Origin of the sequence: Gordonia aquimaris (assembly GCF_026262595.1) — a bacterium.
GTDB lineage: Bacteria > Actinomycetota > Actinomycetes > Mycobacteriales > Mycobacteriaceae > Gordonia > Gordonia tangerina.
Window position 1 is genome coordinate 1 of record NZ_JAPKFM010000032.1, and the last position, 26705, is coordinate 26705.

General features: G+C 65.7%; 26 protein-coding genes. 15 read left to right on the forward strand and 11 right to left on the reverse strand.

The genetic code is table 11. The annotated features are described in order from the left end of the window. On the forward strand, positions 1 to 166 hold a 166-nt coding region (locus tag OSB52_RS21965; protein WP_266063542.1), incomplete at its 5' end, for an ATP-binding protein. A 59-nt stretch (positions 167 to 225) separates the two neighbouring features. Here OSB52_RS21965 and OSB52_RS21970 read toward each other — a convergent pair. The 3 genes from OSB52_RS21970 to OSB52_RS21980 form a co-directional block, all read right to left on the reverse strand. Further along, the gene (locus OSB52_RS21970) at positions 226 to 828 is read right to left on the reverse strand and encodes an FAD-dependent oxidoreductase (protein ID WP_266063519.1); all 603 of its coding nucleotides are present in this window, start codon (positions 826 to 828) and stop codon (positions 226 to 228) included. Continuing rightward, a complete protein-coding gene (locus OSB52_RS21975) occupies positions 812 to 1150 on the reverse strand; it encodes a cupin domain-containing protein (RefSeq protein ID WP_266063520.1) in 339 nt (112 codons plus the stop codon). Before OSB52_RS21975 ends, OSB52_RS21970 begins: the two co-directional genes overlap by 17 nt. A 180-nt stretch (positions 1151 to 1330) precedes the next feature. Beyond that, the gene (locus tag OSB52_RS21980; RefSeq protein WP_266063521.1) at positions 1331 to 2776 is read right to left on the reverse strand and encodes an APC family permease; all 1446 of its coding nucleotides are present in this window, start codon (positions 2774 to 2776) and stop codon (positions 1331 to 1333) included. Between the two features lie 481 nt (positions 2777 to 3257). Here OSB52_RS21980 and OSB52_RS21985 point away from each other — a divergent pair, with 481 nt between their 5' ends. Together OSB52_RS21985 and OSB52_RS21990 are read left to right on the forward strand one after the other, a co-directional pair. After that, a complete protein-coding gene (locus tag OSB52_RS21985) occupies positions 3258 to 4091 on the forward strand; it encodes a PaaX family transcriptional regulator (protein ID WP_266063522.1) in 834 nt (277 codons plus the stop codon). Positions 4092 to 4103: 12 nt separating this feature from the next. Beyond that, a complete protein-coding gene (locus OSB52_RS21990) occupies positions 4104 to 4799 on the forward strand; it encodes a hypothetical protein (protein ID WP_266063523.1) in 696 nt (231 codons plus the stop codon). Positions 4800 to 4972: 173 nt separating this feature from the next. On the opposite strand, the gene OSB52_RS21995 is transcribed toward OSB52_RS21990, so the two are convergent. Both OSB52_RS21995 and OSB52_RS22005 read right to left on the reverse strand, forming a co-directional pair. After that, a complete protein-coding gene (locus tag OSB52_RS21995) occupies positions 4973 to 5728 on the reverse strand; it encodes a transposase (RefSeq protein ID WP_328715522.1) in 756 nt (251 codons plus the stop codon). A 51-nt stretch (positions 5729 to 5779) separates the two neighbouring features. After that, a complete protein-coding gene (locus OSB52_RS22005; protein ID WP_266063524.1) occupies positions 5780 to 6355 on the reverse strand; it encodes a TraG/TraD/VirD4 family protein in 576 nt (191 codons plus the stop codon). A gap of 390 nt (positions 6356 to 6745) precedes the next feature. Here OSB52_RS22005 and OSB52_RS22010 point away from each other — a divergent pair, with 390 nt between their 5' ends. From OSB52_RS22010 to OSB52_RS22020, 3 genes are all read left to right on the forward strand, one after another. Continuing rightward, positions 6746 to 7174, forward strand: coding sequence for a hypothetical protein (locus OSB52_RS22010; protein WP_266063525.1), 429 nt, complete (start codon positions 6746 to 6748; stop codon positions 7172 to 7174). A gap of 35 nt (positions 7175 to 7209) precedes the next feature. Further along, complete coding sequence (locus tag OSB52_RS22015) at positions 7210 to 7764, forward strand: RNA polymerase sigma factor (RefSeq protein WP_266063526.1); 555 nt, start codon at positions 7210 to 7212, stop codon at positions 7762 to 7764. Between the two features lie 149 nt (positions 7765 to 7913). Next, complete coding sequence (locus OSB52_RS22020) at positions 7914 to 9440, forward strand: SpoIID/LytB domain-containing protein (RefSeq protein ID WP_266063527.1); 1527 nt, start codon at positions 7914 to 7916, stop codon at positions 9438 to 9440. 16 nt (positions 9441 to 9456) lie between these two features. On the opposite strand, the gene OSB52_RS22025 is transcribed toward OSB52_RS22020, so the two are convergent. Genes OSB52_RS22025 through OSB52_RS22045 form a run of 5 tightly spaced genes read right to left on the reverse strand, consistent with a single transcriptional unit; the run spans position 9457 to position 13343 of the window. Continuing rightward, positions 9457 to 10137, reverse strand: coding sequence for a GAF and ANTAR domain-containing protein (locus tag OSB52_RS22025; RefSeq protein ID WP_266063528.1), 681 nt, complete (start codon positions 10135 to 10137; stop codon positions 9457 to 9459). A 56-nt stretch (positions 10138 to 10193) separates the two neighbouring features. After that, positions 10194 to 10823, reverse strand: coding sequence for a class I SAM-dependent DNA methyltransferase (locus OSB52_RS22030; RefSeq protein WP_266063529.1), 630 nt, complete (start codon positions 10821 to 10823; stop codon positions 10194 to 10196). Continuing rightward, entirely contained in the window at positions 10820 to 11605 is a 786-nt protein-coding gene (locus OSB52_RS22035; protein ID WP_266063530.1) for a PIG-L deacetylase family protein, read from the reverse strand. The genes OSB52_RS22030 and OSB52_RS22035 overlap by 4 nt, the downstream gene beginning before the upstream one ends. Then, positions 11596 to 12561, reverse strand: a complete 966-nt coding sequence (locus tag OSB52_RS22040) for an acyl-CoA dehydrogenase family protein (protein WP_372474991.1) — start codon at positions 12559 to 12561, stop codon at positions 11596 to 11598. Before OSB52_RS22040 ends, OSB52_RS22035 begins: the two co-directional genes overlap by 10 nt. A gap of 2 nt (positions 12562 to 12563) precedes the next feature. After that, positions 12564 to 13343, reverse strand: coding sequence for a glycosyltransferase family 2 protein (locus OSB52_RS22045; protein ID WP_266063531.1), 780 nt, complete (start codon positions 13341 to 13343; stop codon positions 12564 to 12566). 182 nt (positions 13344 to 13525) lie between these two features. On the opposite strand from OSB52_RS22045, the gene glf reads away from it, so the two are divergent. The 9 genes from glf to OSB52_RS22090 all read left to right on the forward strand — a co-directional run bounded on the left by glf (position 13526) and on the right by OSB52_RS22090 (position 25299). Then, entirely contained in the window at positions 13526 to 14740 is a 1215-nt protein-coding gene (gene glf, locus OSB52_RS22050; protein ID WP_266063532.1) for a UDP-galactopyranose mutase, read from the forward strand. A gap of 28 nt (positions 14741 to 14768) precedes the next feature. Continuing rightward, complete coding sequence (locus OSB52_RS22055; RefSeq protein WP_235723307.1) at positions 14769 to 16709, forward strand: glycosyltransferase; 1941 nt, start codon at positions 14769 to 14771, stop codon at positions 16707 to 16709. Further along, on the forward strand, positions 16690 to 17286 hold the full coding sequence (locus OSB52_RS22060) for a phosphatase PAP2 family protein (protein WP_235723308.1): 597 nt from the start codon (positions 16690 to 16692) through the stop codon (positions 17284 to 17286). Before OSB52_RS22055 ends, OSB52_RS22060 begins: the two co-directional genes overlap by 20 nt. 10 nt (positions 17287 to 17296) lie before the next feature. Further along, positions 17297 to 18208, forward strand: a complete 912-nt coding sequence (locus OSB52_RS22065) for a decaprenyl-phosphate phosphoribosyltransferase (protein WP_235723309.1) — start codon at positions 17297 to 17299, stop codon at positions 18206 to 18208. Next, on the forward strand, positions 18195 to 20348 hold the full coding sequence (locus OSB52_RS22070; protein WP_266063533.1) for an arabinofuranosyltransferase AftB family protein: 2154 nt from the start codon (positions 18195 to 18197) through the stop codon (positions 20346 to 20348). Before OSB52_RS22065 ends, OSB52_RS22070 begins: the two co-directional genes overlap by 14 nt. A gap of 435 nt (positions 20349 to 20783) precedes the next feature. Next, entirely contained in the window at positions 20784 to 21773 is a 990-nt protein-coding gene (locus tag OSB52_RS22075; protein ID WP_235723311.1) for an alpha/beta hydrolase, read from the forward strand. Between the two features lie 368 nt (positions 21774 to 22141). Beyond that, a complete protein-coding gene (locus OSB52_RS22080) occupies positions 22142 to 23506 on the forward strand; it encodes an alpha/beta hydrolase-fold protein (protein ID WP_266063544.1) in 1365 nt (454 codons plus the stop codon). Positions 23507 to 23733: 227 nt separating this feature from the next. After that, complete coding sequence (locus OSB52_RS22085; protein ID WP_235723312.1) at positions 23734 to 24300, forward strand: DUF732 domain-containing protein; 567 nt, start codon at positions 23734 to 23736, stop codon at positions 24298 to 24300. Between the two features lie 48 nt (positions 24301 to 24348). Continuing rightward, the gene (locus OSB52_RS22090) at positions 24349 to 25299 is read left to right on the forward strand and encodes a cutinase family protein (protein ID WP_268900160.1); all 951 of its coding nucleotides are present in this window, start codon (positions 24349 to 24351) and stop codon (positions 25297 to 25299) included. A gap of 13 nt (positions 25300 to 25312) precedes the next feature. Here the strand turns inward: OSB52_RS22090 and OSB52_RS22095 are convergent, their stop codons facing one another. Further along, positions 25313 to 26650 (reverse strand): NAD(P)/FAD-dependent oxidoreductase, encoded by a 1338-nt coding sequence (locus OSB52_RS22095; RefSeq protein WP_266063534.1) that lies wholly within the window; start codon positions 26648 to 26650, stop codon positions 25313 to 25315. Positions 26651 to 26705: the final 55 nt, after the last annotated feature.

Below are 26705 nucleotides of genomic sequence, written 5' to 3' on the forward strand. Positions count from 1 at the left end.
CGAGGTACTCGGCGACACCACCGTCGCCGCCGCCATGCTCGACCGCCTGCTGCACCGCTCAGTCGTACTCAAACTCGACGGCGACTCCTACCGGCTACGCGACCACCACGCCCGCACCCAAAACCAGCGCACCGCCACCGCCCCCACCCGAAGGTCGCTACAGTAGAAGCCGCCCACAGGTGGGGAATTTCAGTGAGCACACCTGGGGAACTTTCTTGAGCCTCGTCACATGAACCCCATGAACGTGTTTCCCGAGGCGGCGATCAGCCGGGCGGCATGCAGTGCTGACATCTGGCTCCAGTGCGCCGAACTGATACCTGACCAGAATCCTTCGAGTACCGCGTGAGTCTCGGTAGGTAGCTGCAGATCTTCAAACAGTTGGGGAAGAGGGATCTCAAGGTCGTGCAGGCTGGCCAGCTCTGCAGGGTTGTAAACCAAGTCTTGCGGAATACGCGAGGCTACCTGATTCATTCGGAGCACAGCGCGCTCGAGGTCGGCAAGTTGATCGAACGGCACGGGCAGCACACTCCGCCTTACTCCGTGCACTGACCGCCACAGAAGTTGTTGTGGCGCGGCGTCATCACGAAGAAGCTGGATGCCATACCGATCGACCTCGGCCATTGCAAAAGCCTCGTCGTCACCGAGCCAGCCTCCGCCCATTTCGACGTCGAATCCTGCGATCCGATCTCGCTCGTACCAAGTTCGACCACCCAACCGATCTCTCGCTTCGAGAAGGGTCACAGCGTAGCCGCTTGTCCCAAGTTCGCGGGCAGCTGTGACACCCGCGAATCCGCCTCCGACTACGAGGACATCAGTGTGCTTGTTCATGCGCCACTCCCGTCTCGACGACGAACTTTCTGAATGGTTCGTTGATCCGCCAGGTCGATTTGGTGCCCGCGGCGACGGACACTATGTCGCCGGCCCGGAACACGGTAGAACTGCCATTCGCAAAAGTGATGCGCAACTCTCCCTGCACGATCAGCATGGTCTCGTCGGAGCGAAATTCGTACGCCGCCTCGTAGGGGAGCTGATCATCGGTCAGCTCCCACACGGCAACCCGGTTGACTCGGTCGTTTCTTCTGTCGTCACGGATGAAGTGCACGCTTCCGTGTCGCTCACCAGCGATCGTCATCGGAACGAAGTCGGTCACGTCGATCCGTGATCGGCCGAGTACGACAGGTGCGTCTGTCATGCTGTTCTCCTCTGTAGCAGGTTGGAGGTGCGAGTTCTTCGTAGAGTGGACAAGTGGACCTGAGTGGGGGAGGGCGGGCGCCTACAGTTTCGTAAGGTTGTTGAGATTCGGCCGGCTGCGTACCCAGTGCGGGTCGATCTACGCCGCCCGTGAAGGCAAGGGGGATGGATCACTCTCGGCACGAGTGAAGTCAATTTGCCCGTCACCCCGGACAAGGGCCACCACGTAGCCGACGCCAGCAACCGCAGGTATCAGAAGCCAGATCAACCCTGCCAATCCGGCTTGGCCGCCGGTCAGTACGTCGAAGTGGGCGACGCTCAGGTAGATCGCAACAGTGAAGCCTATGGCACTAAGGATGGGGAAAATCGTTGTTCCCCAAATGCGTTCAGGAGTCCGGTTTTTGCGGAAGAATGCGATGGCCGACAGGCTTGTGGCCGCGATGATCGATAGCAGTCCCACTGAGGCTAACGCGAACAGGAGCGAGTACATCGTGGAGAATGGATCGGCCGAGGCGATCATGAACGCGCCTGTCACCAGGGCTGCTGCTACGGAAACCACCAGGCTAGCCCTGTGTGGAGACTGGTACTTGGTATGCGTACGCGACAATCCTCTAGGCAAGACTCCAACCCGCGCCATCGCGAATACGTACCTGCTGAGGATGTTAGTGAACCCGAGAAGTATTCCGATAAAATTGGCTACGACGAGGATGCCCATCAGGTCGGACCACACCGGCCCTACGTAATGGTCGCTCAACGCGAGGATGAATCCGACGGGATCAGTCTGCGCGGTCTGCTGTACCTCTTCGATGCCTACACCGTTGGCAATGGCCCACGTGCTGAACGCATAGAACCCGCCGATCAACAGAATCGAGGCGTAGGTCGCCAGGGGAATAGTGCGTCTCGGGTTGCGTGCCTCTTCGCTGAAAACCACAGTGGCTTCGAAGCCGCCGAACGACGATAGCGCGAACAGGAACGCGATTCCGATTCCACCGGTCAACATCGCTGCAGGGGTAAAACCTATGAATGACATAGGTGCTCCACCACCATCTCCGCCACGAACGACGATCGAGATATCGAGGATCAGGATGACGGCGGCCTCGACAACTAGAAGCACCGCCAGAATTCGGGTGCTGAACTCAACCTTGTTGTATGCCAGTGTTCCCAATAAAGCGATTGTGATCAGCGTGATCAGTTCCCACGGGACGTCCATTCCGAAATACTCGTCGATGGTCTGTTTGGTGAAGACAGCGAAGGCCCCGTACAGACCGCAGAGCATTGCACAGTAGACGAGTAACGCCGCGTATGCTGCGGCTGCGCCTACTCGTGGCGAGAATCCACGTGCAATGTAGGTAACGAAGCCCCCTGCGGTGCCCATGTAGCGGCTCATCGCGACATATCCGACAGAGAAGACCCCAAACAGGGCTGCTGCAAGCACGTAAGTACCCGTCGCACCAGCGCCGTTTTGCATGAATACCAGGGGTGTGGCAGCAAGCACGGCCCCTACCGGTCCAACTGCGGCGATGACGAGAAACACCAGGCCTGGAACGCCGATGGCGTTGCGTCGCAAAGATTGATTGGGGGGCACTACGTTCTCTTTCTTTAGGCAATGAGTTTCACAGCTGGCGCTGGCGCCCTGGTCCACATTCCTGGGAGACGAGATCGCGAGCCTGAGCTGTCATGCATGCATGCGAAGGCCTGCGGTGCCGTGATGGTAGGACGGGCGGTGGACCAACTCGCATCTGTGATGTGGATCAACATATAACATCACATGGACGTACGCAATAGATGCGTCATGAATCCGGTGTCGATCCAAGCAGGGTGTCTAGTCGGTCCGCTGAGACCGTAGGTAGCTCGTGGCATCTGTAAATCATTACGCGTCAGATGAAATGGATAATCTTCGGTCTCAACCAGGACCTAAACGTGATGCCATGCCTTCACGGTACGGCGGACGCTACGACGCCTCTCGTCGAGCACCCCGGAGAACACAGTGCTTACGGGCGTCATGCGATATGGCAATCAGTAGAGTGTGCGGAAGGCGGTATGGTCTGACAAGCGAGGATTAAACAATGCTGCGAGAACCCACGGACTCCCTGCCGCAGCGTCTGCTGGTGACGCTGCTGGCGGACTACCGGCACGTGCTGGGGGACACCGTGCCCTCGTCCGTCTTAGTAGCTGTCTTCCAGGACTTCGACATCGCCCCCGACGCCACACGTACGGCCCTGAGCCGTCTCGTGAAGAAGTCCATCCTCGAGCGCACTAGGTCTGGCCGCACCACCTCGTATTTCATGACCGACGAGGCGATCAAGATGATCGACGAGGACACCAGCCGCATCATTGCTTTTGGAGAGGATCGGCCATGGGACGGACTCTGGACATTGGTCGCCTTTTCCGTCGTCGAGTCCGAGCGGGCTCGACGACACACCCTGCGTACACAGCTGCGTGCGTTGGGTTTCGCTCCGTTGTACGACGGGCTATGGACAGCAGCACACGCGAGTGTGGATTCCGCCCAACGTGCGTTGGCGGATGCCGGTGTCACCAACGCGTTAGTCATTCGCGGAACCATCGCCGGAGACCCCGCTTCGATCCTGGCGCAGTTTCGGCAGTCGTGGAACCTCGATGAGCTGGCGGAACGGTACCACCTTCTGATTCGCTCGGTCTCTCCTCTCATCGACCGAGCGCGAAAAGGGCTCGTCGCGCCGGCGGAGGCTCTTGTCGCGCGCACCCGGATTATGGATGAGTGGCGTGTCTTCCCCAGGCAGGATCCTGACCTTCCGGATTCGGTGTTGCCACGGCAGTGGCCTCGGTCCGAAGCACGGGCATGTTTCGTGGAGGCATGGACGAGACTTCAACCGGCCGCTGAGCTACGGCTTCGGTTGCTGCTAGACGACGCCGGAGGCTGAACCGTTTCTATGGTGCTGGCCAGCAACCTCCCAGGTTTCCGTCAAGTGTCACTTGACGGTGCCGTCGTCGATATCGACTTCGACGGCGAGTCGCAGCTGATCCGCCATCAATTCAACCAGCACCGAGTGGCAATTGAGCCCGAAGGTTCGGCAGGCTTCCACGCACCTTACATCGCGACCAGGCTCGACCACGGTGACATCATCGTGCACTTCACCAAGAAGTCGCCCCTGTTGGAGGCGATCACGCTGATTCTCCCTGCTGTCGGAACCTCGGTGTTGGCCTCCTGCCACCGGATTGATAACACTCATCGTTCCCGGCGGCAGGATCTCAAAGTGCTCCGCGGATCAACTGCTGGGACTCTCTCCTACGCAGACCTCATTGCCTTCCCGCTCCTCGTGCCCCCAGCCACCGAGGTGACGCTCACTTTCGCCGACGCAACAGAGTCTATGAAAGCAATGTTCACTGGCGCAGGACATCTCCGCGCGTGGCGAATGTCCCGCGGTCCCGGTTCCACCCAAGCATCAGGACGGATGTTGGCAGTGAATCCTCACACCGCAGCGCTGCCATGGGTCGCGAAGCGCAGCGGAGGAACGTTGATTCTCGATCGCAACCACCGAACTTTCTGGGGAGTTGATACGAGTCTTCTGAACTTCGAGGCCAACGACGCGAGCATCGTTGTCGGAAACATCGAGTCGTGGCTCGGGTGACAGTTCGCGATGCCGTGTTACAACCGCTGTCGGACTGTCGATCCAGAAAGACTCAGATCTAAGCTAAGAGTAAGAGACACCCGAAGGGCTTCGGAGTGTCTTTTACTCGCCAGTCCGGAGACATAGCCATGCATCGATCCTCCCGGCCGTTCCGATGGTGATGATGGCTTGGCTCAAGATAGCGAGCCTACCCTAGAACCTGTAGCGGTCACGCAGATCGACGGTTGGCTCTCGGATGCAGACGTCGATCTTGAGGACGATCGGCTACAACGTCTAGGCCGTGTTGAGCGTTGCGGCGAGGTTGACGGCCGCTCGGTAGCTGCGGATGCCGCTCGGTAGCTGCGGAGGAGCTTGTCGGAGCGCATCGCGATGCCGCGCCACTGCTTGAGCCTGTTGAAGCAGCGCTCGACGACGTTGCGGCCCTTGTATCGTCCTTGCTGCTGGTCGGCGAAGTCGATCGGCCGGCCCGGCTTCTTGCGGCGGTGCGCGATCTGGTCATCACGCTCCGGGATGGTCGCCGCGATCCCTCGGTCGCGGAGCGAGGCGCGGTTCGCCTTCGACGGGTACCCCTTGTCGGCGAGCACCCGGTCGGGGCGGGTGCGGGGGGCCTTCCCGTCGCGAGGCACGCGGATGTTCTCGAGCACGGAGGTCATCACCGCGGCGTCGTTGATGTTGCCGCCGGTGACCATTATGCCCAGCGGCCGTCGCAGTCCAGGTGCAGCTTCGGGATGTTCAAACCAGCGTGGACACCACCGTCGGTCTTGTTTATGGGTGACTTTGCGGGCGTAGATCCGTACCAGGTGGGTGTCGACGAACTCATACACCGACTCAAACTCGGGCGCCGGCCCCTGCTCCTGTTCGGTGTCCTCGGAGCCGCTGTCGGCATCGACGTCGTCGAACTCTTCGTCGGCGAACAGCTCACTACTCATCGACGTGTCTTGTCTTCGTATCGAGAGTGGCCGGGTTAGGCGGCTGACTGGTCATCGGGTGCATCCTCGGTTGTCGAGGTTGTGGTGTCGGGGCTGTATTCGGCCAGTGACTGCGTGATGAGGGCGGCGTTGGGCTTGTCCCACCACGGCACTGTTTGCAGGATCGTCGGCGGGTTGCCGGCGGAGAACAGCAGCAGCCGACCTCGTGGCCACGATGCGAGGTCGCGGGCGGTGAAGATGTTCTCCAACGTGGTGTGGATCGATGCCACCGCCGCCGCGGCCGGTGGAGTCGGAGATGTTGCGGGCTTTGCGGTAGTACTGGCCGGCGAGTTTGGCGAGGCTTTCCAGGTAGGCCGATTCGCGGACGTTGCCGCCGTAGATGTAGATGTTCGACGATGATTCGAGCTGCTTCATCGGGCGGTCGCCGAACATCCCGATCCCCTGGGACCACGACTGCAAGATCGTCAAGATGATGATGCCGCGCGACCCGAAGTGCGAGTACAGCTTCGGCAGATCAGGCCAGCGCAGGACGTTGGCTGCCTCGTCGAGTGCGCACAGCATCGGCACCCGCAACCGCCCGCCGGGTGAGTCGGTCGCGATGGCTTCGGCGGTATTGGTGGCTGCCATCGTCAGGGCTGCCACGAGCGGGCCGACTGAGCCGACACCTTCGCGTGAGAGGCGTAGAGCGTTTCGCCGCGCTGCACGTAGCCGGCGAGGTCGAGCTCGGGCCGGTCATCGTCGGGGCCGGTGGGTGCCAGGCAAGCGCACCACCCGGTCCCGGAGCGACCCAGGCCCCCAACCCCGCCGAGGATGGCGCCGGCGATCGCGCCTCGATTGTGGCCGGCTCGCCGTTGAGATTACGGGCACGAATGTGCCTGACTCGAATCTCTCGACGGCTCGGCATGTCCGGCCATCGGCACTTCGCTGTGGGAACATTCCCGACGGCCCGTAGCATCACATAGGGGACCGGCCACCATGCGGTGGCGACCTCGGATTCATCCGAACGGAGGGCATCACATGCAGGAGGAGCCGTCGATCCTGGCTTCGCTCGGCATCGACCCCGCCGCCTCGCCGGCGCCACCCGACGATGTCTGGAGTGCTGCGCTGCAGGCAGCGTTCGATCCGTCGGCGACCGCCGATCCCGACACGGTTCCGGAGATGGACGACGAACCACCGACGCTCGCCGCTAACGACGAGATCATCGTGGAGCCGGCCGTGCTCGAGGGCACCCACGACGGAGGCGAGTCCGGGTCGGTATCGGACCACGATGTCGTGGCGGCCGAACCAGCCCTCGGCGACCCTGACCTCAGCGGTCCCACCTCCAGCGACCCGACCCTCGAGGACCCGGCCCTCGACGACAACGCAGCGACCGGGCCCGCTGATCACAGCGGTGCCGAGTCCCACGATGACGGTGCCGGTCCGGACGACGGCCACTACGATCTCTGAGCTGAGGTGGGGGATGTGACGGGCGGGAACCACTGATGGACGAGGCTGCGCTGCTCATGCAGGCACGCGAAGGCGACCAGCGCGCCTTCGCCGAGGTCGTCACCGCCCACCGCAATCATGTGTGGGCGGTGTGTCTCAACATCTGCGGCAACCCGCACGACGCCGAGGACGCCTTGCAGAACACATTGGTCGCGGCTTGGCAGAACCTGCACAAGTTTCGTGGCGAGGCGCGCTTTTCCACCTGGCTGCACCGCATCGCCGCCAACAACGCGCTGACGGTGGTGCGCAAACGTAAAACCAACACGCAGATAGCCGATTTCAGCGATCCGGAAGAGTCCGTCCAACTCGCCGACGACGATGCCGCTCCGCGGTTCGACGAACACATTGCTCTTCGGGATTCGCTGCGTGACGCGCTGTCCCAGCTCCCCGCGGAGTTCCGCGAGGCCATCGTGCTGCGCGAATTCGGTGACCTCACCTACGCCGACATCGCCGTGCAGCAGGGTGTCGGGATTCAGACCGTGAAGTCGCGGCTCAACCGGGCGCGTACCCAACTGCGCGACATCCTCGGCGACCGTATGGCCGCCCACTAAGTACTGCCGAGCCGTCGAAACTCGTGATGCGGTTGTGACCTGCTGAGGTTGTTGTGCGGTGCGATCGTTAACTATCGTCACATTAGTCACACCAGTAACACGCACCTCATGTTTCGGTCAGGCACGCGCTCACGGAAGGTCTCGCGACGTTGGTTTCCGCACGTCCCCGGCACACACGTGCTCGATCGCTGCCACTGGCGGCGATCGGCTTGGTGCCCGCGCTGCTCGTCGGCGGGCTGCTGACCGCACCGCCGATCCTGTCCGAGGACGTGACATTGTCGGCCGGTTCCGAGGTGACGCTGATCGGCCATGGACACGGCCACGGCCGCGGGATGGGTCAATGGGGTGCCTACGGCTACGCCCAGAAGGGCTGGTCGGCGACACAGATTTTGCGCCACTATTACGGCGGCACCACCGCGGGGAAGGTGGACAGGCCCGAGATCACGGTCGCTCTGACCGGGAAGAACTCGGTGAATGTGCACGCGGACGCCGGGATGCGAGTCGGTGGCCAAATGGTGGCTCCCGGACAGGCGGTCAGCCTGTCCGGGGGTACCGCCACCATCACCAGCGGGTGCGGTGGCGGTGTCGTGCGGTCGGTTCCGGCGCAATGGGTCGAGCCGGTCAACATGGGTCCGAGTCGGCCACCTGGCGAGTTCCTGAAGTTCTGTGGCTCCAACCAGGCCTACCGTGGCGCTCTCGGCTACGACGGCGGTCGCGTCAGCAACCGCGTCCACATCGACGACTACGTCAAGGGTGTGATCCCCAAGGAGAGCGTGCCGGGATGGGCGGATTCCGGTGGGGCAGAAGCGCTCAAGGCACAAGCGGTCGCGGCGCGCACCTATGCGCTGGCCGCGATCGCCGGTGGCAAGAAGATCGACGACACCCAGAACTCGCAGGTGTATGGCGGTGTGGCGGGCGAGGATCCGCGCACCAACCGCGCCGCCGACGCCACCCCGGGGCAGATTCTGCTGCAGGGCGGCAAGCCCGCCTTCACCGAATTCTCCGCGTCCACAGGCGGTTACACGGCCGGTGGACGGTTCCCGGCGGTGCGTGACGACGGAGACACGGTCTCGCCGAACCACAACTGGACCGCGACGATCGGTGCGGGCCAGGTGGGCTCTGCCTTCGGTGTCGGTGCGCTACGCGCGTTGGAGGTGGTGGAGGCCAACGGTCTCGGCGCCGAAGACGGCCGCGCGATCAAGGTCCGCGCCGTCGGCTCCGGCGGGACCGTCGAGGTCAGCGGTGAAGAGGCCCGCACCCGCCTGGGACTCAAGTCGGCGTTCTTCTCGGTCAAGGGGCAGGCCATCCGGCCGAAGATCGTGAAGCCTCCCACCGGCCCCGACATGCCCGGTGGTGGCGGGCTGGACCTGAGTAACCTGCTCAGCCTCACCGACCAACTCCTGCCGGGCGCTTCGCAACTGCTGTCGACGGGCACCGAGGCGATCAACGGCCGTTACGACGACCTCGGTGGCGTCACCGGCCCGCTCGGTCAGGCCATCGGCGTACCGAACCTGACCCCCGACGGCAACGGGGTGGTGCAGCTCTTCCAGCGCGGCATGTTGCTGTTCAGCGAGCAGACCGGCGCGCACGCGCTCGTGGGACGGGGAATGGCCGACTACCTTGCCGGCGGCGGGCAGCCGGTGAAGGGCTTTCCGGACGACGACCGGTTGCGCTGAGTTCTGTTGCGACGCCTCAGTCGACGCCCGGTCCCGCTTCGATGATCTGCTTGGCCACGTCGACCAGTTTGGTATTGCTGTCCTGCGACAGTCGGGCCAGTAGCCGGAACGCCTGGTCGGCGTCGATCCGGTAGCGCTCCATGATCATGCCCTTCGCCTGCCCGATGATGTCGCGCGAACTCAGCGCGGTCAGTAGCTGGTCCTTCTCGCGGACCGCGGAGAACGCGGTGGCGCAATGCGCGGCGAAAAGCTGACCGACCGCGATCGCGTCCGGTTCGAACGCGTGGGTGGTGGTGCTCAGCAGGTTGAGGGCGCCGAAATCGTGACCGTCGATGTAGAGGCAGAAGCAGGCCATCGACCCGATGCCGAGTTCGGTGGCGGCTTCGGCATACCGCGGCCAGCGGTCCTCGCGGCGCATGTCGTCGATGATGATCGTGGTGTCGTCGACGGCCGAGCGCACGCACGGGCCCTCGTTGAACTCGCGCTGCAGGGCGTCGGATTTGCCCGCGAGATCACCCACCACCACCGGGGTCTCGATGCGGCCCGCGGTCACCATGGTGACGCTCGCGTATTCGGTACCGGGGACGGAGTCGACCGCGGCGGTGGAGATGCGGCCGAGTACGGCGGCAGTGTCGTCGCCCTCGGTTCGGATCTCCCGGATGAGTTCGGCCATCCTGGTCGTCTGCACGCTGTCCATTTTCATTCCTCCGCGGATCGCTGCCCGCCCCCGCTACGGGTGCCCTCGTGACCTGATCAGGGTACGAGATTCTCCCGCTGCGCGACCGACGGTCCGGCGTCGGCGGTGAACACGTCGAGGCGCAGGTCGGCGTCGCGGTAACCGCCGGCATGGGACAACGCTCCGTGCAGCAGGCGATCGTGAACGTCGTCACCCGACTGCGGATACTCCTCGACTTTACGCCGCCAGTGCACCGCGATCACCTCGCCGCGGGGCCGGAGCGACCGGGGCAGCCGCGTCAGCAGAGCGTCGAGGGCGACGGGATCGAGGTAGTAGAGCACTTCGCTGAGCACGATGAGGTCGAACGTCTCGTCGGGCCAGCCGGTCACCAGGTCGGCGGTTCGTACTTGCACGCGACCGCCGTGGTGGGCGAGCCGTTGGGTGGCCAACTCCACCGCTCGCGGGCTGAGGTCGGTGCACAGCAGCTGATCGCTGCGGGCGGCGAGCTGGTCGCTGAGTACTCCGATCGAACAGCCCGGTTCAAAAACCCGCTCGTAATGGTCGGCACGCAGCGCGGCCATCGTCAGCGCGTACTTGCGACGCTCGTAGAACCGCTCGGCGAAGCCCCACGGGTCGTCGCTGCGTGCGTACATGTCATGGAAGTAGTCGTCGGCCATCGTTCGCCGAAACCCGGTGTCGCGCGTCATGTGAACACGAACTCGCGGGTACGGATCAGGTGGGCCAGCACGTGCGGCGGGAGGATCGCCGCGTCTGCCGGGTCGTCGGACAGTGGCCGGACCTGGGTGTCGAAGGCGTTGATCGCCGCATGCTTGACCGCCAGGATCGCCGGGTCGATCCGATGTGCACGCAGCCGGTGCCACGGGATGGTGGGGTCGCCGGGAGCGGCCCAATGCCACATCCAGATCGGGTACCACCACACCGGCACGTCCAGGCGTGCGGCCACCTCACCAGCAACGGCGCCGACCGTGTCGTGATCGGGGTGCCCGTCGGCCGACCACACCGACAGCAGGCCGGTCGCGAGGGTCGGTGCTTCGGCGACGATCGACTCGACGATGCCGCCGATCGTGTGCCGCTGCTCGGCGAGCGCACCGTCGCGCAGCCCGCACCATCGGGGCGGGGCGACACCCAGCAGCTCGGTGGCGGTGTCGAGTTCGATGTGGCGCCGGTCGGCGAGCTGATCGGGCGACAGGGTAGGCGACCCCGGATGCGACGCGCGGCCATCCGACATGCACACCACCACGACCTCGATGCCGGCCTGCGCGGCCGCGGCCATGATCCCGCCTGCACCGAGCACCTCGTCGTCCGGGTGCGCGCCGAGCACCACCAGGCGCTCGATGTCCAGCGTCAGTTCCGGCCAGGGCTCCTGCGCGTCCATCCAGCTGACCCAGGCGTCCTCCGTGGTGCCGTCGGTGGTGACCGGTGTGCCGACCAGGCCGTTCGCGGTGGAATCGGGTTCGGTCACCGACATCGGGCCTCCGGAAGGTTACGGTCGTCGACGACGAGCCGACCGAGGTTCACCAGGTCGCGGTCGGCGTGCGATTGGCGAATGTAGACGCCGAGGTCGGCGACGGCCTGCGCGTGCTCGCGCTGATGCACGAGCGGTTCGGGCCCCAACGCCCGATTCACCCGGTCGATGACGTCGGTGGCGATCTGTTCCATGCTCCAGCGGACCTGCGCGGCCAACCGGCGGGCCCGATCGATGTCGTCGGGAGCGGCGTCGATCGTCATCGCGGCATGACTGAGTATTGCTTGGCCCTGGGCCAGGAGGGCGTCGACCGCACCGAGATGCATCATCGCGATGTCGTCGTCGCGGCGCCGCCCGGCAGCGGTGTACAGCGCGCCGGCCACTTTCCGGGCGCCGCCGAACCAGCAGGCCGCGACGCCTATCCCGCCGTGGAAGAACCCCGCCCGCTCCAAATAGGCGCCCGGTGCGCCGATCGGACGGGCCTCCGCCCGGTCGAAGCGAGCGGTTCCGGTCTCGGTGGTGCGCATGCCTGCGGCGGTCCAGCCACCCCGTTCCGGGCGCACCCCCGGCTGCTGCAGGTCGACGGCGAACATCCGCCGCTGATCACCGTCGCGGGCGGTGACCAGGGCGTGTGTGCAGCTGACCACGCCCGAACACCACGGCTTGGCCCCGGAGAGCTCCCACCGCCCGGAGTGCCGTTCGGCGGTCACCATCGGCTCCGGGGGCTCGGCCGCCCAGACGCCCCAGAACTCGCCGAACCCGGTGCGTTCGCCGACGATGTCGGCCAGGATCGCGTCCGCATCTAGATGGGCCTCGACGAGTCGACCCATCGAGATGTCGCGATGGCAGAGTTCGGTGAGGATGCGGAATCGATCGGCGGTGTCGCCGCGGCCCGGGAGTGGGACGTCGAGGTCTCCTTCGGTCACGATGCGCACCGCGAGCGCCGGGGCATCACACATCATCATCGGGCCACCTCCGGATCGTCGGCGGGTCGGTCGGCAGAGCGCCGGACCGGTGTTGCGCGGTCCAGGATCTCGAGTCGCTGCAGGTAGCCGGCGAATCCGGCGTCGGTGCGTCCGTCGCGTCGCGTCGAGGTCGCCACCGGGGAGCGGGCGCTGCGCCGAACCCGGGCACCCGAGGCCATCAGCCGCCGCACGATGTCCACATCCTCGTCGCCGGTCCGCGGCGCGAAGCCGCCGATCCGGCGGTAGGTGTCGGCGCGAAACCCCAGGTTGGCGCCGTGTACGTGATGGTGGCCGTCGTCGGCCAGGTAACGGTCGGCAAAAAGCTCCGCGACCGAGGAGGGCCAGTCGGCCCAGCCATCGGGGACCACCGTCCCGACGAACGCGTCGACCCCGTCGGCCGCTGCGCTCAGGTGCGTCGCCAACCAGTCCGGCGGAACCTCCGAATCGGCGTCGGTGGTGGCATACCAGGTGACGTGCTCATCGGGCGTCGACTGGCGATCGTGACTCGCGGCGTAGGCGAAACCGGCACGACGCGCAGCGCCCACCGACCGTGCCGAACAGGTGAGGGCGGTGATGTGCGCGGGTACGAGCCGGCTGGAGGCATCGGTGCAGGCGTCGAGGACCACCACGATCTCCACCTCGACCGCGACAGCGTCGGCCGCCACCGTCAGCGCGGTCAGGCAGCGGGTGAGCAGGAGTTCTTCATTGTGCGCGGGAACCACGACCACCACCCGTTCCATCGGCGAGTGATCATCGAGAACGTGCACATCGGTCACCGGGCCCTCCACGGTTGTCTGACGACGTCGATGCCCGGTGGTTTCAGGCCGACCGGTTCGCGGGTACCCAGATCCGGGGTGACTCACACCCGCCCGGCCGGTGATCGGATGTGCAGGTCGACGCCACCACGCGGCCGTGTGCACGGCGATTACTCAGGTTCGGTCCGTTACCCTGAACACCCGTGGCAGGAAATGGTGAGGACCGCAGCCCCGTCGACCTGATCGTGGTCGGCTCCGGGTTCTTCGGACTGACGATCGCCGAGCGGGCCGCGACCCAACTCGACAAGCGTGTGCTGGTGCTGGACCGCCGACCACACATCGGTGGCAACGCGTACTCCGAACCCGAGCCGACCACCGGCATCGAGATCCACAAGTACGGCGCACACCTGTTCCACACCTCCAACAAGCGGGTCTGGGACTACGTAAACCAGTTCACCGACTTCACCGGCTACCAGCACCGCGTCTTCGCGATGTATCAGGGCCAGGCCTACCAGTTCCCGATGGGACTCGGCCTCGTCGCGCAGTTCTTCGGCCGCTACTACTCGCCCGACGAGGCGCGGGCCCTGATCGCCGAGCAGGCCGCCGAGATCGACACCGCGCAGGCCCGCAACCTCGAGGAGAAGGCGATCAGCCTCATCGGGCGGCCCCTGTATGAGGCGTTCGTCAAGCACTACACCGCCAAACAGTGGCAGACCGACCCGAAGGAGTTGCCCGCCGGTAACATCACCCGGCTACCGGTGCGCTACACCTTCGACAACCGCTACTTCAACGACACCTACGAGGGGCTACCGGTCGACGGCTACACGGCGTGGCTGGAGAAGATGGCCGCCGACGACCGTATCGAGGTGCGCCTGGACACCGACTGGTTCGACGTGCGCGACGAGTTGCGGGCGATCTCGCCGGACGCCCCGGTGGTCTACACCGGCCCGCTGGACCGCTACTTCGACTACTCGGCCGGCCGACTCGGCTGGCGCACACTCGATTTCGAGACCGACGTACTTGACATCGGGGACTTCCAGGGCACACCGGTGATGAACTACAACGACGCCGACGTCCCGTACACGCGTATCCACGAGTTCCGGCATTTCCATCCTGAGCGGGACTCCTACCCGGCCGACAAGACGGTCATCATGCGCGAGTTCAGCCGCTTCGCCGAAGCCGACGACGAACCCTACTACCCGATCAACACCCCGGAGGATCGTGCGAAGGTCTCGGCTTACCGCGACCTCGCGAAAGCCGAGACCGCACAGCGCAACGTGTTGTTCGGTGGTCGGCTGGGCACCTACCAGTACCTGGACATGCACATGGCGATCGCCAGTGCGCTCACCATGTTCGACAACACCTTGGCGCCGCACCTCGCCGAGGGCGCCCCGCTCTCGACGTCCGACGGGCAGTGACCGGGTGTGAACCGATGAGGCGGAATACATGACAGTGACCCCTGTGAACCAGACCGACATCCCGGAGGCGGGCGCCGGCCCGTCGAAGGCGACCGCACTGCTGCAGCGGGTGATCTTCCCGCGCGCCGGTGAACCGATCGACGTGCGGTCGCTGTATCTGGTGGAATCGCCGAACAATTCGCGACGCGCGCACGCACCGAGCCGGACATCGGTGTCGCTCGCCGGCGAGTCCGAGGTGAGCTTCGAGACCTACTTCAACGCCTTCGCCGCTGCCTACTGGCGTCGCTGGAGTGTGCTGACGTCGGTGGTGCTGCGGGTGGAGGTGGTCGGCACCTGCCGAGTCGATCTGTATCGCTCGAAGATCGACGGCTCACGCATCGGCATCGGCGGCGACCTGATCGCCACCGACGAGAACGGCCGCGGCGTGGCCGAATTCGAGCTCGACCTGGGGCCGTTCGAGGACGGCGGCTGGATCTGGTTCGACATCACCACCGACACCGACACCGAGATCGTCGCGGCCGGGTGGTATTCGGCGCAGCCGGCAGCAACCGGTGACGAGACCAAACGCGTCACCATCGGCATCCCGACGTTCAACCGGCCCACCGATGCGGTCAACGCGCTGGCCGCGCTCACCTCGGATCCGTTGGTGGACGAGGTGATCGATGCCGTCATGATGCCCGATCAGGGCAACAAGAAGGTCGTCGACGAACCCGGCTACACCGAGGCGTCCGCCGCACTCGGTGATCGGCTGCACATCTTCGACCAGCCGAACCTCGGCGGCTCCGGCGGGTACGCCCGGATCATGTACGAGGCGTTGCGCCGCACCGACTCTCCTTACATCCTCTACATGGATGACGACATCATGATCGAGCCCGACTCGATTCTGCGGGCGCTGGCAATGTCGCGATTCGCCAAGTCCCCCATGCTCGTCGGTGGTCAGATGCTCAACCTGCAGGACCGCAGCCACCTGCACTGCATGGGTGAGGTCATCAACCGCGACAAGTTCATGTGGACCGCGGCGCCGTTCGTCTCCTACGACCACAACTTCGCGAAATACCCGTTGCGCGACCGGGAGAACTCGAAGAACCTGCATCGGCGGATCGACGTCGAGGGCAACGGGTGGTGGATGTGCATGATCCCGCGGCAGTGCGCCGAGGAGATCGGTCTGCCGATGCCGCTGTTCATCAAGTGGGACGACTGGGAGTTCGCGCTGCGCGCCGCCAAGGCCGGCTACCCGACGGCGACCGTGCCGGGTATCGCGATCTGGCACATGGCGTGGAGCGACAAGGACGATGCCATCGACTGGCAGGCCTACTTCCACCTGCGCAACCGGTTGGTGGTCGCGTCGCTGACCAAGGACGGCCCCATCGACGGAATCGTCAAGTCGATGGTCAAGGCGACCGCGAAACATTTACTGTGCCTTGAGTATTCGACGGTCGCCATCCAGAACGAGGCGATCCGCGACTTCCTGGCCGGGCCGGATCACATCCGCAGCTTGTTGCCGACCGCGCTGCCGAAGATCGCCGCGATGCGCAAGCAGTACCCGGACGCCGTCGTCCTGCCGTCGGCCACCGAGTTGCCGCGCACCAGCGGACAGGCCACCCACCTGGGCACCAACATCCCGGAGGGTAAGGTCGCCAAGCTCAAGTCGCTGACCGCCGCGCTGGTGCGCAACGCCAAGCCGGCCGACCCGCGTCACCACGAGGTGCCGCAGGCCAACTTCCCGCCGATCGAGGCACGCTGGTTCAGCCTCGGACGCGTCGACGGCGTCACCGTGACCACCGCCGACGGCCGCGGCGTGGTCTACCGCAAACGTGACCGCGACAAGATGATTGCGCTGGCCAGAGAGTCGGCGGCACTCGTGCGCGAACTCAAGGACCGCTTCCCGGCGATGCGCGAGGAGTACCGGGCCAAGCATGCAGAACTGACGAGTCAGGAGAGTTGGGCGCGTGTCTTCGGAATCGACTGAGTCGGTCTCGGCGCCGGTGGTGCTGCCACCGGCGACCGGTGAGGTCGCCGCACTGCTCGCGGTCCAACGCGTGGCCGCCGACCGTCCGGGCGTGGTCTCGGCGGCGCGAGGCCTGTCGCACTTCGGCGAACACTCACTGGGTTGGCTGGCGATCGCCGGCGTCGGCGCTGCCGCCGCATGGCGACGCGGCGATCAGCCCGAGGTGCGGCGCTGGGCGGAGGCCGGGGTCGGCGCGTTCGGCGCGCATGCCGCCTCGGTGATCATCAAGCGGGTGGTGCGCCGCCGCCGCCCACACGACGAGCGCATCCGTGTCGGGGTGTCGACGCCGAGCAAACTCAGCTTCCCGTCGTCGCACGCCACCTCCACCACCGCAGCCGCCATCCTCATCGGGCGGGCGGCCGGACTGCCGACGGCGGCGTTGCCCGCGGTACTTGTTCCGCCGATGCTGTTGTCGCGGCTGGTCCTCGGCGTGCACTACCCGACCGATGTGCTCGCCGGAGCAGCCATTGGAGCGGCGAGCGCGGCGGCCGTGACGGCGGGTGACAGACTGTTCGCGACCAACGTCGCTACGAGATGAGTCCGAGGACATGAGCGAAGAGCCGATCGAGCATGAACCGGTGCTGGCACCGCCGAAGAATCTGGCGACCGGCCTGATCAAGGCGGTCCGCCCGCGGCAATGGGTGAAGAACGTCCTCGTTCTCGCCGCGCCGTTGGCGGCGGGCAGCGTGGGCGAGGGCGATGTGCTCGGGCCCGTCGCCATCGCCTTCGTCGCGTTCTGCCTGGTCGCGTCGTCCATATATCTGGTCAACGATGCTCGCGACGTCGAATCCGACCGGAATCATCCGACCAAACGTTTCCGCCCGATCGCCGCGGGTGTGGTGCCGGTGCCGCTGGCCTACGGTCTGGCGGTGGTGCTCGCGGTGGCGGCGCTGGGGATCTCGCTGCTCGCCAACTGGGAGACGGCGGTCGTCATCGCCATCTACCTCGGCATTCAGCTCGGCTACTGCTTCGGCTGGAAGAACCAGCCGGTCATCGACATCTGCATTGTCTCGTCGGGCTTCCTGCTGCGTGCTATCGCCGGAGGTGTCGCCGCCGAGATCGAGCTGTCGCAGTGGTTCCTGCTGGTGATGGCGTTCGGGTCGCTGTTCATGGCTGCCGGCAAGCGGTACGCGGAGCTGCAGCTGGCCGAGCGGACCGGCGCCAAGATCCGCAAGGCGCTGCAGTACTACACCACCACCTACCTGCGGTTCGTGTGGACCTTGTCGGCGACTGCGGTGGTGATCTTCTACGGCCTCTGGGCCTTCGACAACGCCGACACGAATGTCGCCTACTCCGTGTCGATGGTGCCGTTCACGATCGCGATCCTGCGCTACGCCGTCGACATCGACGGTGGTCAGGCCGGGGAGCCCGAAGAGATCGCGCTCGGTGACCGCGTCCTGCAGTTGCTGGCCGTCGCCTGGTTGGTGTGTGTTGGTGTCGCGGTCTATGCGGTCTCCTGACCTGGGGTCTTCCGAGGGCGGTGAGGTCGGCGACGCGGCAGCCGACGCCCCCACCGAGGCGATCCCCGTCACCGAGTCGGACCCCGACAGCGAGTCGAGCCGTGCCACCGAGCGGAACCCTGACACCGAATCGACAGTCGCCACCGAGCTGACGACAGGCGCCGACACGGGCCGTGGCCTCGGCAGCTGGGGTGCCCGTCAGTGGGTGCCCGTCATCAGTTTCCTGATCGGCACGATCACGGTCACCACGCTGTTCACCATCGGGGTGTGGCAGCGACGCTGGATCGCCGACGACGGACTGATCGTGCTGCGTACGCTGCGCAACCTGTTCGCAGGCAACGGCCCGGTCTTCAACGTCGGCGAACGCGTCGAGGCCAACACCTCGACCGCCTGGACCTACGTGCTCTGGTTCTGGGCCTGGGTCACCGACGGTCAGCTCGAGTACGTCGCCCTCTGGGTGGCGCTGGTGCTGTCGGTCGCGGCGATCCCGATCGCCATGTATGCCACCGCACGGCTGTATCGCACCCGCCTCGGTGGACTGACCGGGGACGGTTGGACGCTGTTGCTGCCGTTCGGCGTGATCGCCTACGTCGCGCTGCCGCCGGCCCGGGACTTCGCGACCAGCGGTCTGGAGAACGGCCTGTGCATCTTCTGGGTGGCGGTCCTGTGGGGTCAGTTGGTGGCGTGGAGCAGACGCCCGGTCACCGACCCGTCGCGGTGGCAGCGGGCCGCGACGCTGACCTTGGCGTTCACCGCCGGTCTGGCGCCGCTGATCCGGCCGGAACTGACGATTCTCGGCGGACTGGTCTTGCTACTGGTGATACTCGCACCCACCTCGTGGCCGATGCGGATCGGCATGATCGTGGTGGCCGCGGTGCTACCGGTGGGCTATCAGATCTTCCGGATGGGTTACTACGCGTTGCTGGTGCCCAACCCGGCCGTGGCCAAGGACGCCAGCGGCGCCAAGTGGCATCAAGGGTTGCTCTATCTGGCCAATTTGTTCGGACCGTACGTGCTGTTGCTGCCCGTCGTCCTGATCGTCGTGACCGGCATCTTCATCGTCGGCGGCCGACGTCTCGCGGGCGGGCGGCCGACGCCGGAGCCCGGCGAGTCCGTCCGACTCACCTGGCGGCAGCGGGTGGCGTCCTGGTCGGCCGCCCTACACAGTCCCTCCGCGGCGACGGTCACCGTGATGCTGGCCGGGCTGATCGGCGGCATCTACTGGATTCGGCAGGGCGGCGACTTCATGCACGGTCGCGTTCTGCTGGTCCCGTTGTTCACCCTGCTGCTGCCGTTGATGGTGGTGCCGGTGACCATTCCGGCGCACGTGCGCGCGGCATGGCGCTCGGATACCGGCACCGATACCGACGTGCGGCGTCGGACGCGGGTACAGCTCGCCGGGTCGGTGATCATGGGCGCGTTCTGGGTGACCATCGTCGCGTGGGCCGCGGTGTGCAGCCACAACGTGCTGCCCAACGCCGGCACCGACATCGGCCGGAGCGGCATCGTCGACGAGCGTCGCTTCTACGTCACCAACATGGGCAACGAGAACCCGGTGACTGCCGAGGACTATCTCGATTACCCGCGTATGGGAGCGATGGCCGAGTGGATCGAGCGCTACCACGACGAGGGCGGAGTGATCCTGCCGTCGTTCAATTACGACGAGTGGTACATCGCAAAGCTGCCCGGCAATATCGCGCCCGAGGACCGCAAGCTCACCGTCTACTTCCTCAATCTGGGGATGACGAGTATGAACGCGCCACTCGACGTCCGTGTCATCGACCAGATGGGCCTGGCATATCCGCTCGCCGCGCACACCGAGCGCCTCGAGGACGGCCGGATCGGTCACGACAAGGTGTTGCCCTCGGAATGGGTCGTCGCGGAGGCCGGAGCCTACCCGCGCAAGCCGGTCCTGCCGGGTTATCTCGACGAGGACCTGGTGCGGCAGGCGCAGGTGGCGCTGAGATGCCCGGAAACCCAGGATCGTTTCGACTCGTACGAGGCGGCGTGGACGTGGGAGCGGTTCAAACGCAATCTCAAGGAGTCGTTCACGTTCACCGACTACCGGATCGAACGTGAGCCCGAGTACGAAATCGCGCGCTGTGGGTTGCAGATGCCGCCCCGCATCCATCCGCGCTGACCGTTCACCTCATCCGCGAGGGGCCGACGCGTGCGGAAGTCCGCGCAATCCGCTGCCTGAGGAGGGCCGGAGCGTGCGGAGGCCCGTCACGAAGGCCCGGTTTGCCCATCAATATCTCGAATCGGTAACGTTCGGCCCGACTTGGTCGATAGATCAACGTGACCAGGACACCCGTGTGCTGATTGCATAACGGCTCGCCGACGAGCGGATGTGAGAGCAGTCACAGCGTTTGTCAGCGTTGGGGGGATGCAATAGGCTCCCGAAACGGTGCTCAACGGCCGAATGTGGGCTGTTCGGCGCGCGATTGCTTCGCGTGCCGGGGCCAGTGCGCCCGCAGCGCCGTCGGGGGATGTCAGCGGCCGGGTGTCGTAGGAGGATTCGGCGGTTCGGGAATGTTGTCCCGTCCCGCCGGATGACAGAGGGAGATATCAGTCGATGCGTGAAGCTGCTGCCAGGCCGCCAAGAGCCGGTTGGGCGCGAAACCGAGCCGTCGCGGCAATCATCGCGATGGCGACCGTGATCGGCCTGGCCGGTGTGATCGGCGGTGCCGGTGACGCGAGCGCCCGGATCGGTGGCACCCAGATCGGCAAGCAGGAGTTCTGGGTCAACGGATGTGGCATGCCCAACGTGAAGGTGCGTGCCTGGAAGCGTCCCGGTAACTACAAGACCGCGATCCTGCTCGACGGCATGCGCGCCCAGTACGACTACAGCGGCTGGGAGATCAACACCAACGTCCAGGAGATGGTCCGCTCCGGCGTCAACGTCGTGGAACCCATCGGTGGGCCGGCCAGCTTCTACTCCGACTGGGACGCACCCAGCAATTTCAACAACCAGCCGTACCGCTACATGTGGAACTGCGTCATCACCCGCTCGCTGGTCCGCGAACTGGACCGCCGCGGGTTCCGGGTCGGCGCGAGCCGTAAGTACGCCATCGCCGGTCTGTCGTCGGGCGGTAATGCCGCCCTCGTCATCGGTGCGCAGAACCGCCACAACTTCGACCGCGCGGCGTCGCTGTCGGGCTACAACTTCCTGAACGCGCCCGGTATGCGCACCGCGCTGCGACTGGCGATGTTCGACGTCGACCCCAAGCCGTGGAACATCGACAGCATGTGGGGCCCGCCGTGGAGCCCGCGATGGATCTCCAACGACCCGTTCATGAACATCAACCGCATGCACGGTATGAAGATCTTCATCGGGTCCGGTAACGGCCTGTTCGGCCAATACAACTCGCTGCCGAACGTTTTCGACGACCTGTTCAAGGGCTCGACGCTCGAGGTCCTCGCCTTCACCCAGGCCAAGGCCTTCGAGGCGGCCGCGTTGGTCCAGGGACTGCCGCTGATGACCTATTACTCCAACGGCACCCACGCCTGGGGCTACTGGCAGGACATGCTCTGGAACGCCAAGAATCGCGGGTTCTTCCGCTGAGTTGACCGGCGATCGCACCGCAGGACAACATCAGTCACAGAAATCCCACGCGTAACAGCGTGGCGCACGCAAAACAGAACGCCCTACGTGTAAGAAACACGTAGGGCGTTTTGTTGTCTGTGGGGTTGATGTGACTTCTGGGGAAAGAGTTACTCGCTCACCTGGTCAAACGCCGTGATGCTCAGGTGGTGTGAAGGAGTCAGAGGGTGAACTGGCAAGTGGTTCGGTATGTCGTGGCGCGCAGCGCGCGGAACACGACCGACGATGTTCGGGGGCACGGCGTCCGGGGGCACCGAGGTCAGAGCGGTCGATCCGGCACCGCCCGACGGTGGGCGACCGGTGCGGCAGCAGCGGCCGCCGCGGTCCTGGTGCTCGCCGCCCCCACGATCCCCGCCGGCGCCGAGCCGGCCCCGGCGCCCGGCGCGCCCGCGGTGCAGCCATCGGCCCCCGCGCCGGCAGCACCGCCGGCGGCCGAGTCGGCCCCACCGGCCCCGGTCGCCGCTAGCCAACCCGCGCGGGTGACCAACACCTTCTGGTACACCGACCGCCGTGTCGCGCTGTGGGTCGACTCGCCGGCGATGGGAACCAACATCCAGGTCCAGCTGCTGCTGGCCCGTGACTGGTGGGCCAAGCCGAAGGAGAAGTTCCCGCAGCTGATCACCCTCGACGGTCTGCGGGCACAAGAAGACCAGAGTGGCTGGATCATCAACACCAACATCGAGGACTTCTACCGCGACAAGAACGTCAACGTGGTGCTCCCGATCGGCGGCGAGTCCAGCTTCTACACCGACTGGAAAGAACCCGACAAGGGCAAGAACTACAAGTGGGAGACGTTTCTGCAGTCCGAGCTCCCGCCGATCCTGGAGGGCGACTGGCGCTCCACCGACGTCCGCGGCATCCAGGGCCTGTCGATGGGTGGCTCGGCGGCGATGATGCTGGCCGCCCGCAACCCCGGTTTCTACAAGTACGCCGCGTCCTACTCGGGCATCTTGCAGATGACCTCCTACGGAATGCCGCAGGCGATACAGTTCGCGTTGCGCGACGGTGGCGGCTACGACTCGATGAAGATGTTCGGCCCGCCCAGCGACCCGGCCTGGAAGGAGCATGACCCGTACTTGCTGGCCGAGAAGCTGCGCGGCACCAGCCTGTACGTGTCGTCGGGCAACGGACTGGTCGGCCCGCACGACAAGCCGTCCGACATCCCGATGCTGGCCACCAACTATTCGGGTGTCGGACTGGAGATCCTCAGCCGAGTGACCTCGCAGCAGTTCGCCATCAAGCTCAACCAGCTGGGCATCCCCGGTCAGGCGGTCTACCGTCCTTCTGGGACGCACACCTGGCCGTACTGGCAGTTCGAGATGCAGCAGTCGTGGCCGCAGGCCGCGGGCGCCCTGGGCCTGACGAACGATCACCCGGCGTGCAAGGTCGGCTTCGCGAAGGCCTACAACGTCAACAAGGACGTTCTCGGTGAATGCCTGACACCGGTCTACGGCGTACCGGGTGGCAAGGCACAGGACTTCCGCGGTGGGCGGATCATCACCGGTCCGAAGGGGCCCAAGATGGTCGGCGGCGGCATCGGCGGCGAGTACGTCGCCGCCGGCGGGCCGGGCGGCAAGCTGGGTCTGCCGACCAGTGACGAGATGCCCACCCGCGACGGCAAGGGGCGCGTCAACACCTTCGAGCACGGCCGGATCGTCTGGACGGCCAAGGATGGAGCGAAGGTCACCAAGTGACCTCTCGCACCCGGCGACGGCCCAAGCTGAACGGGAGCCGTCGCCGGTGCTGAGACTTCACTGAGTAATCGGCACGTTTCTGCTGGTGGGGTGGGTCGGGTGGCAAGCGACTCACCGCGGAGACGGTAGCCTGACGCCAGGCGGATCGCAGGAGCGGACCGCGGCAGCAGGTGTGAGAACCCGACTCCGACGACGACGTCCGGGCCGGGTGCGACGAGGAAGTGACGATGACCCGAAAGTTTCTGCAACTCGCGATGGTCGCGGCGGGACTCGCGCTCACCGTGGGTTCGGTGTCGGCGTGCTCCGACGACTCGACGGCCACGGCCCCGATCACGAGCAACCCGGTGACGACCACCTCGATGTATTCGACGACGCCGTCGTCATCGGCGGCTCCGTCGACGACGGCCTCGGCCGAAGAGACCGCGGACTCCGACGCCCCCGACGAACCGGCGCCGCAGGAGCCGGGCGGGACGGCATTGCCGGCAACGGCACCCGAACCCGGCACCGGCGTCCCGCAGAGCTTCCCCGGACCCGACGGGCAGGAGATCGGGCCGAAGGGCAAGGCGTATTTGGCGGCGCTGAAGGCCGACAACGTCACGTTCATGGGTGACACCGACAATTCGGTGGCCCTCACGATGGCCGAGTACGTGTGCAATGAACGCAAGAAGGGCACCGACCCGGTGACCGTGAAGGCATTCGTTACCGCGTCGGTCGGACCGGGCACCGACACCGTCGTCGAGGCCAACACCAAGGCCGACAAGGTCATCAAGGCCGCCGACGAGAATTACTGCTGATAGGTGAGCGCACGGAGATCGCAGCGTCGTAAGCGGCGACTGCCGAGGATGCTGCTGTTCCTGGCGCTGCTCGCGGTCGTCGCGATCATCCTGATCGTGGTGTTGGTGATCGTGTTGCTGCAGCCAGGCCCGCCACGGATTCCCATCGGCCCGGGAGAGTCGACCACCGAACCAAAGGAGCGGCCCGATGCGCAGTCGGCCGACTGCCCGGACGTGCTCACCCTGGTCATACCCGGTACCTGGGAGTCGTCGGCGGACGACGATCCCTACACACCGACTGCGAATCCGCAGTCGTTGATGCTGCGGGTCTCCGGTGCGCTCGCCGACGAGTTCCCGTCGTCGCGCACGAGCGTCTACACCGTGCCCTACGTGGCGCAGTTCCGGAATCCGACCAATCTGGCCGACCGGCAGCGTGACTACGATTTCTCTCGCTCGCAGGGTTACAAACGGGCGGCCGGCAAGATCATCCAGACCAACCGGAATTGTCCGCTGACGCGGTACGTGATCATGGGCTTCTCGCAGGGCGCGGTGATCGCCGGCGACCTGGCCAGCAACATCGGTAACGGGCGCGGCGTGCTGGACGCCTCCGACCAGGATCTGGTGCTGGGTGTGGGGCTGATCGCCGACGGCCGCCGTGAATCGGGCAAGCAGAACGACATCGGTCCCTCCCCGGAGGGTGTGGGAGCCGAGGTCGCACTGGCCGGGATGGGTCGACTCGTGCCCGGCATCACCATGACCGGGCCGCGTGCCGGCGGATTCGGTGAGCTCGCCGATCGGGTGCAGTCCATCTGCGCCCCCGGCGATCTGATCTGCGACTCGCCGACCATCACCAACCCGATCCGGGCGGTCAGCCAGCTCGCCGGTGCGATCGACAACCCCGTGCACGCGATGTATGCGACCACCGATTACTGGTCGCTCGACGGGACGTCGGCCACCCAGTGGATGTACGGCTGGGCCAGCAGCGTCATCTCCGACGCACCCCGCCCCGCCCACAACTGAGCGACGACGGGCGTCACTCGGTGTCTGACATCCGGATGCCCTGACTGCGCGCAAAGGATGCCTCCTCGGCACTGACGAGCCCGAACGACACCAGCGGGCGCGGATAGACGGCGTCGCCCAGGTAGGCCGCCGCCACCGCCATGCGGTTGGCGCCACGGGGCAGCGAGAACAGATGGTAGGCGCGGGTGACTGCCTTGGCCGCGAAGCCGGACAGGTGCACACCGACCGGATTGGCCACCGCGAACCGCGGCCCCAGATCGACGACCAGGCCGAGATCGTTGTGTCGATAGTTCGTCGAAGTCCCGGTGCCGATCGAGGCGAGCACGTTGCGTGCGAGCACCTTGCCCTGACGCACGGCGTGCTGGGCGGTCGGCGGTGTGATCGCCGCCGAATCCGACTTCGTGGTGTCCGGCACGGCCGCCGCGTCGCCGGCTGCGAAGACGTCGGGGTGGTCGGGGACCGACAGGTCTGTGCGCACCGTCAGTCGCCCCTTCTCCGTGGGCAATCCGAGGGACTCGATGAGGGGGTTGGCGCTGACTCCGGCGGCCCACGCGACGGTGTGCGTGGCAACCGTCGTGCCGTCGCTCAGCTCGGCGACCTCATCGGTCAACCGGTCGATGGTGGTGCCCAACCGCACGTCGATGCCGCGCGAGCGCAACACCTCGAGCACCTTGTCGCCGAGCTTCTCGCCCACCTCCGGCATCACCCGGTCGGCCATGTCGAGCAGCACGAAACGAACCTCCTGCGGGTCGAAATCACGTTGCCGGGCGACCTCGTCGGCCAACGCGCGCAACTGTGCGGTCAGTTCGGCGCCGGCATAGGACGCGCCCACCACCACGACGGTGCGTCGTGCCCGGGCAACCGCCGAATCGGTTTCGCGCGACGCCAATTCGAGCTGCTCGAGCAGCTGATCGCGCAGATACAACGCCTCGGTGGTGGTCTTGAGCCCGCGGGCGTGTTCGGCGAGGCCGGGGATGTCGAAGAGTCGGGTGACCGAGCCGGGGGTCAGCACCAGTCGGTCGTAGGCGACGGTTTCGACGGCGTCTTCGCGGTTGTGCACCTCGAGTGTCCGAGCGGCCAGATCCACTTTCTCCACGCGGCCGGCGATGAGGTCGGCTTCTGGCAGGCTGTCGGCCAACGGGACGGCGACGAATCGCGGATCGAGCAGCCCACCGGCGACGTCGGGCAGCAGCGGTGTGTAGAGCATGAAGTCATCCGGCGAGATCACGGTGACCCGAATCGGATGGTCGGTCGACGAGCGCTGATGGCGCAGCAGGCGCCGGGTGGTCTCGAAGCCGGCGAAGCCGGCACCCACGATGACGATGCGGACGGGTTCGACTGTTGCGGTCATATCGGTGTCCGTACCCGCATCGTCGTGAGTGAAACGCGACACGTCTCACGCCGGC

Coding starts and splice junctions, on each gene's coding strand:
- OSB52_RS21970 (WP_266063519.1), bottom strand. CDS start 828: ATGAACAAGCACACTGATGTCCTCGTAGTCGGAGGCGGATTCGCGGGT.
- OSB52_RS21985 (WP_266063522.1), top strand. CDS start 3,258: ATGCTGCGAGAACCCACGGACTCCCTGCCGCAGCGTCTGCTGGTGACG.
- OSB52_RS21995 (WP_328715522.1), bottom strand. CDS start 5,728: ATGAGTAGTGAGCTGTTCGCCGACGAAGAGTTCGACGACGTCGATGCC.
- OSB52_RS22005 (WP_266063524.1), bottom strand. CDS start 6,355: ATGGCAGCCACCAATACCGCCGAAGCCATCGCGACCGACTCACCCGGC.
- OSB52_RS22010 (WP_266063525.1), top strand. CDS start 6,746: ATGCAGGAGGAGCCGTCGATCCTGGCTTCGCTCGGCATCGACCCCGCC.
- OSB52_RS22015 (WP_266063526.1), top strand. CDS start 7,210: ATGGACGAGGCTGCGCTGCTCATGCAGGCACGCGAAGGCGACCAGCGC.
- OSB52_RS22025 (WP_266063528.1), bottom strand. CDS start 10,137: ATGGACAGCGTGCAGACGACCAGGATGGCCGAACTCATCCGGGAGATC.
- OSB52_RS22030 (WP_266063529.1), bottom strand. CDS start 10,823: ATGACGCGCGACACCGGGTTTCGGCGAACGATGGCCGACGACTACTTC.
- OSB52_RS22035 (WP_266063530.1), bottom strand. CDS start 11,605: ATGTCGGTGACCGAACCCGATTCCACCGCGAACGGCCTGGTCGGCACA.
- OSB52_RS22040 (WP_372474991.1), bottom strand. CDS start 12,561: ATGTGTGATGCCCCGGCGCTCGCGGTGCGCATCGTGACCGAAGGAGAC.
- OSB52_RS22055 (WP_235723307.1), top strand. CDS start 14,769: ATGACAGTGACCCCTGTGAACCAGACCGACATCCCGGAGGCGGGCGCC.
- OSB52_RS22065 (WP_235723309.1), top strand. CDS start 17,297: ATGAGCGAAGAGCCGATCGAGCATGAACCGGTGCTGGCACCGCCGAAG.
- OSB52_RS22070 (WP_266063533.1), top strand. CDS start 18,195: ATGCGGTCTCCTGACCTGGGGTCTTCCGAGGGCGGTGAGGTCGGCGAC.
- OSB52_RS22075 (WP_235723311.1), top strand. CDS start 20,784: ATGCGTGAAGCTGCTGCCAGGCCGCCAAGAGCCGGTTGGGCGCGAAAC.
- OSB52_RS22085 (WP_235723312.1), top strand. CDS start 23,734: ATGACCCGAAAGTTTCTGCAACTCGCGATGGTCGCGGCGGGACTCGCG.
- OSB52_RS22090 (WP_268900160.1), top strand. CDS start 24,349: ATGCTGCTGTTCCTGGCGCTGCTCGCGGTCGTCGCGATCATCCTGATC.
- OSB52_RS22095 (WP_266063534.1), bottom strand. CDS start 26,650: ATGACCGCAACAGTCGAACCCGTCCGCATCGTCATCGTGGGTGCCGGC.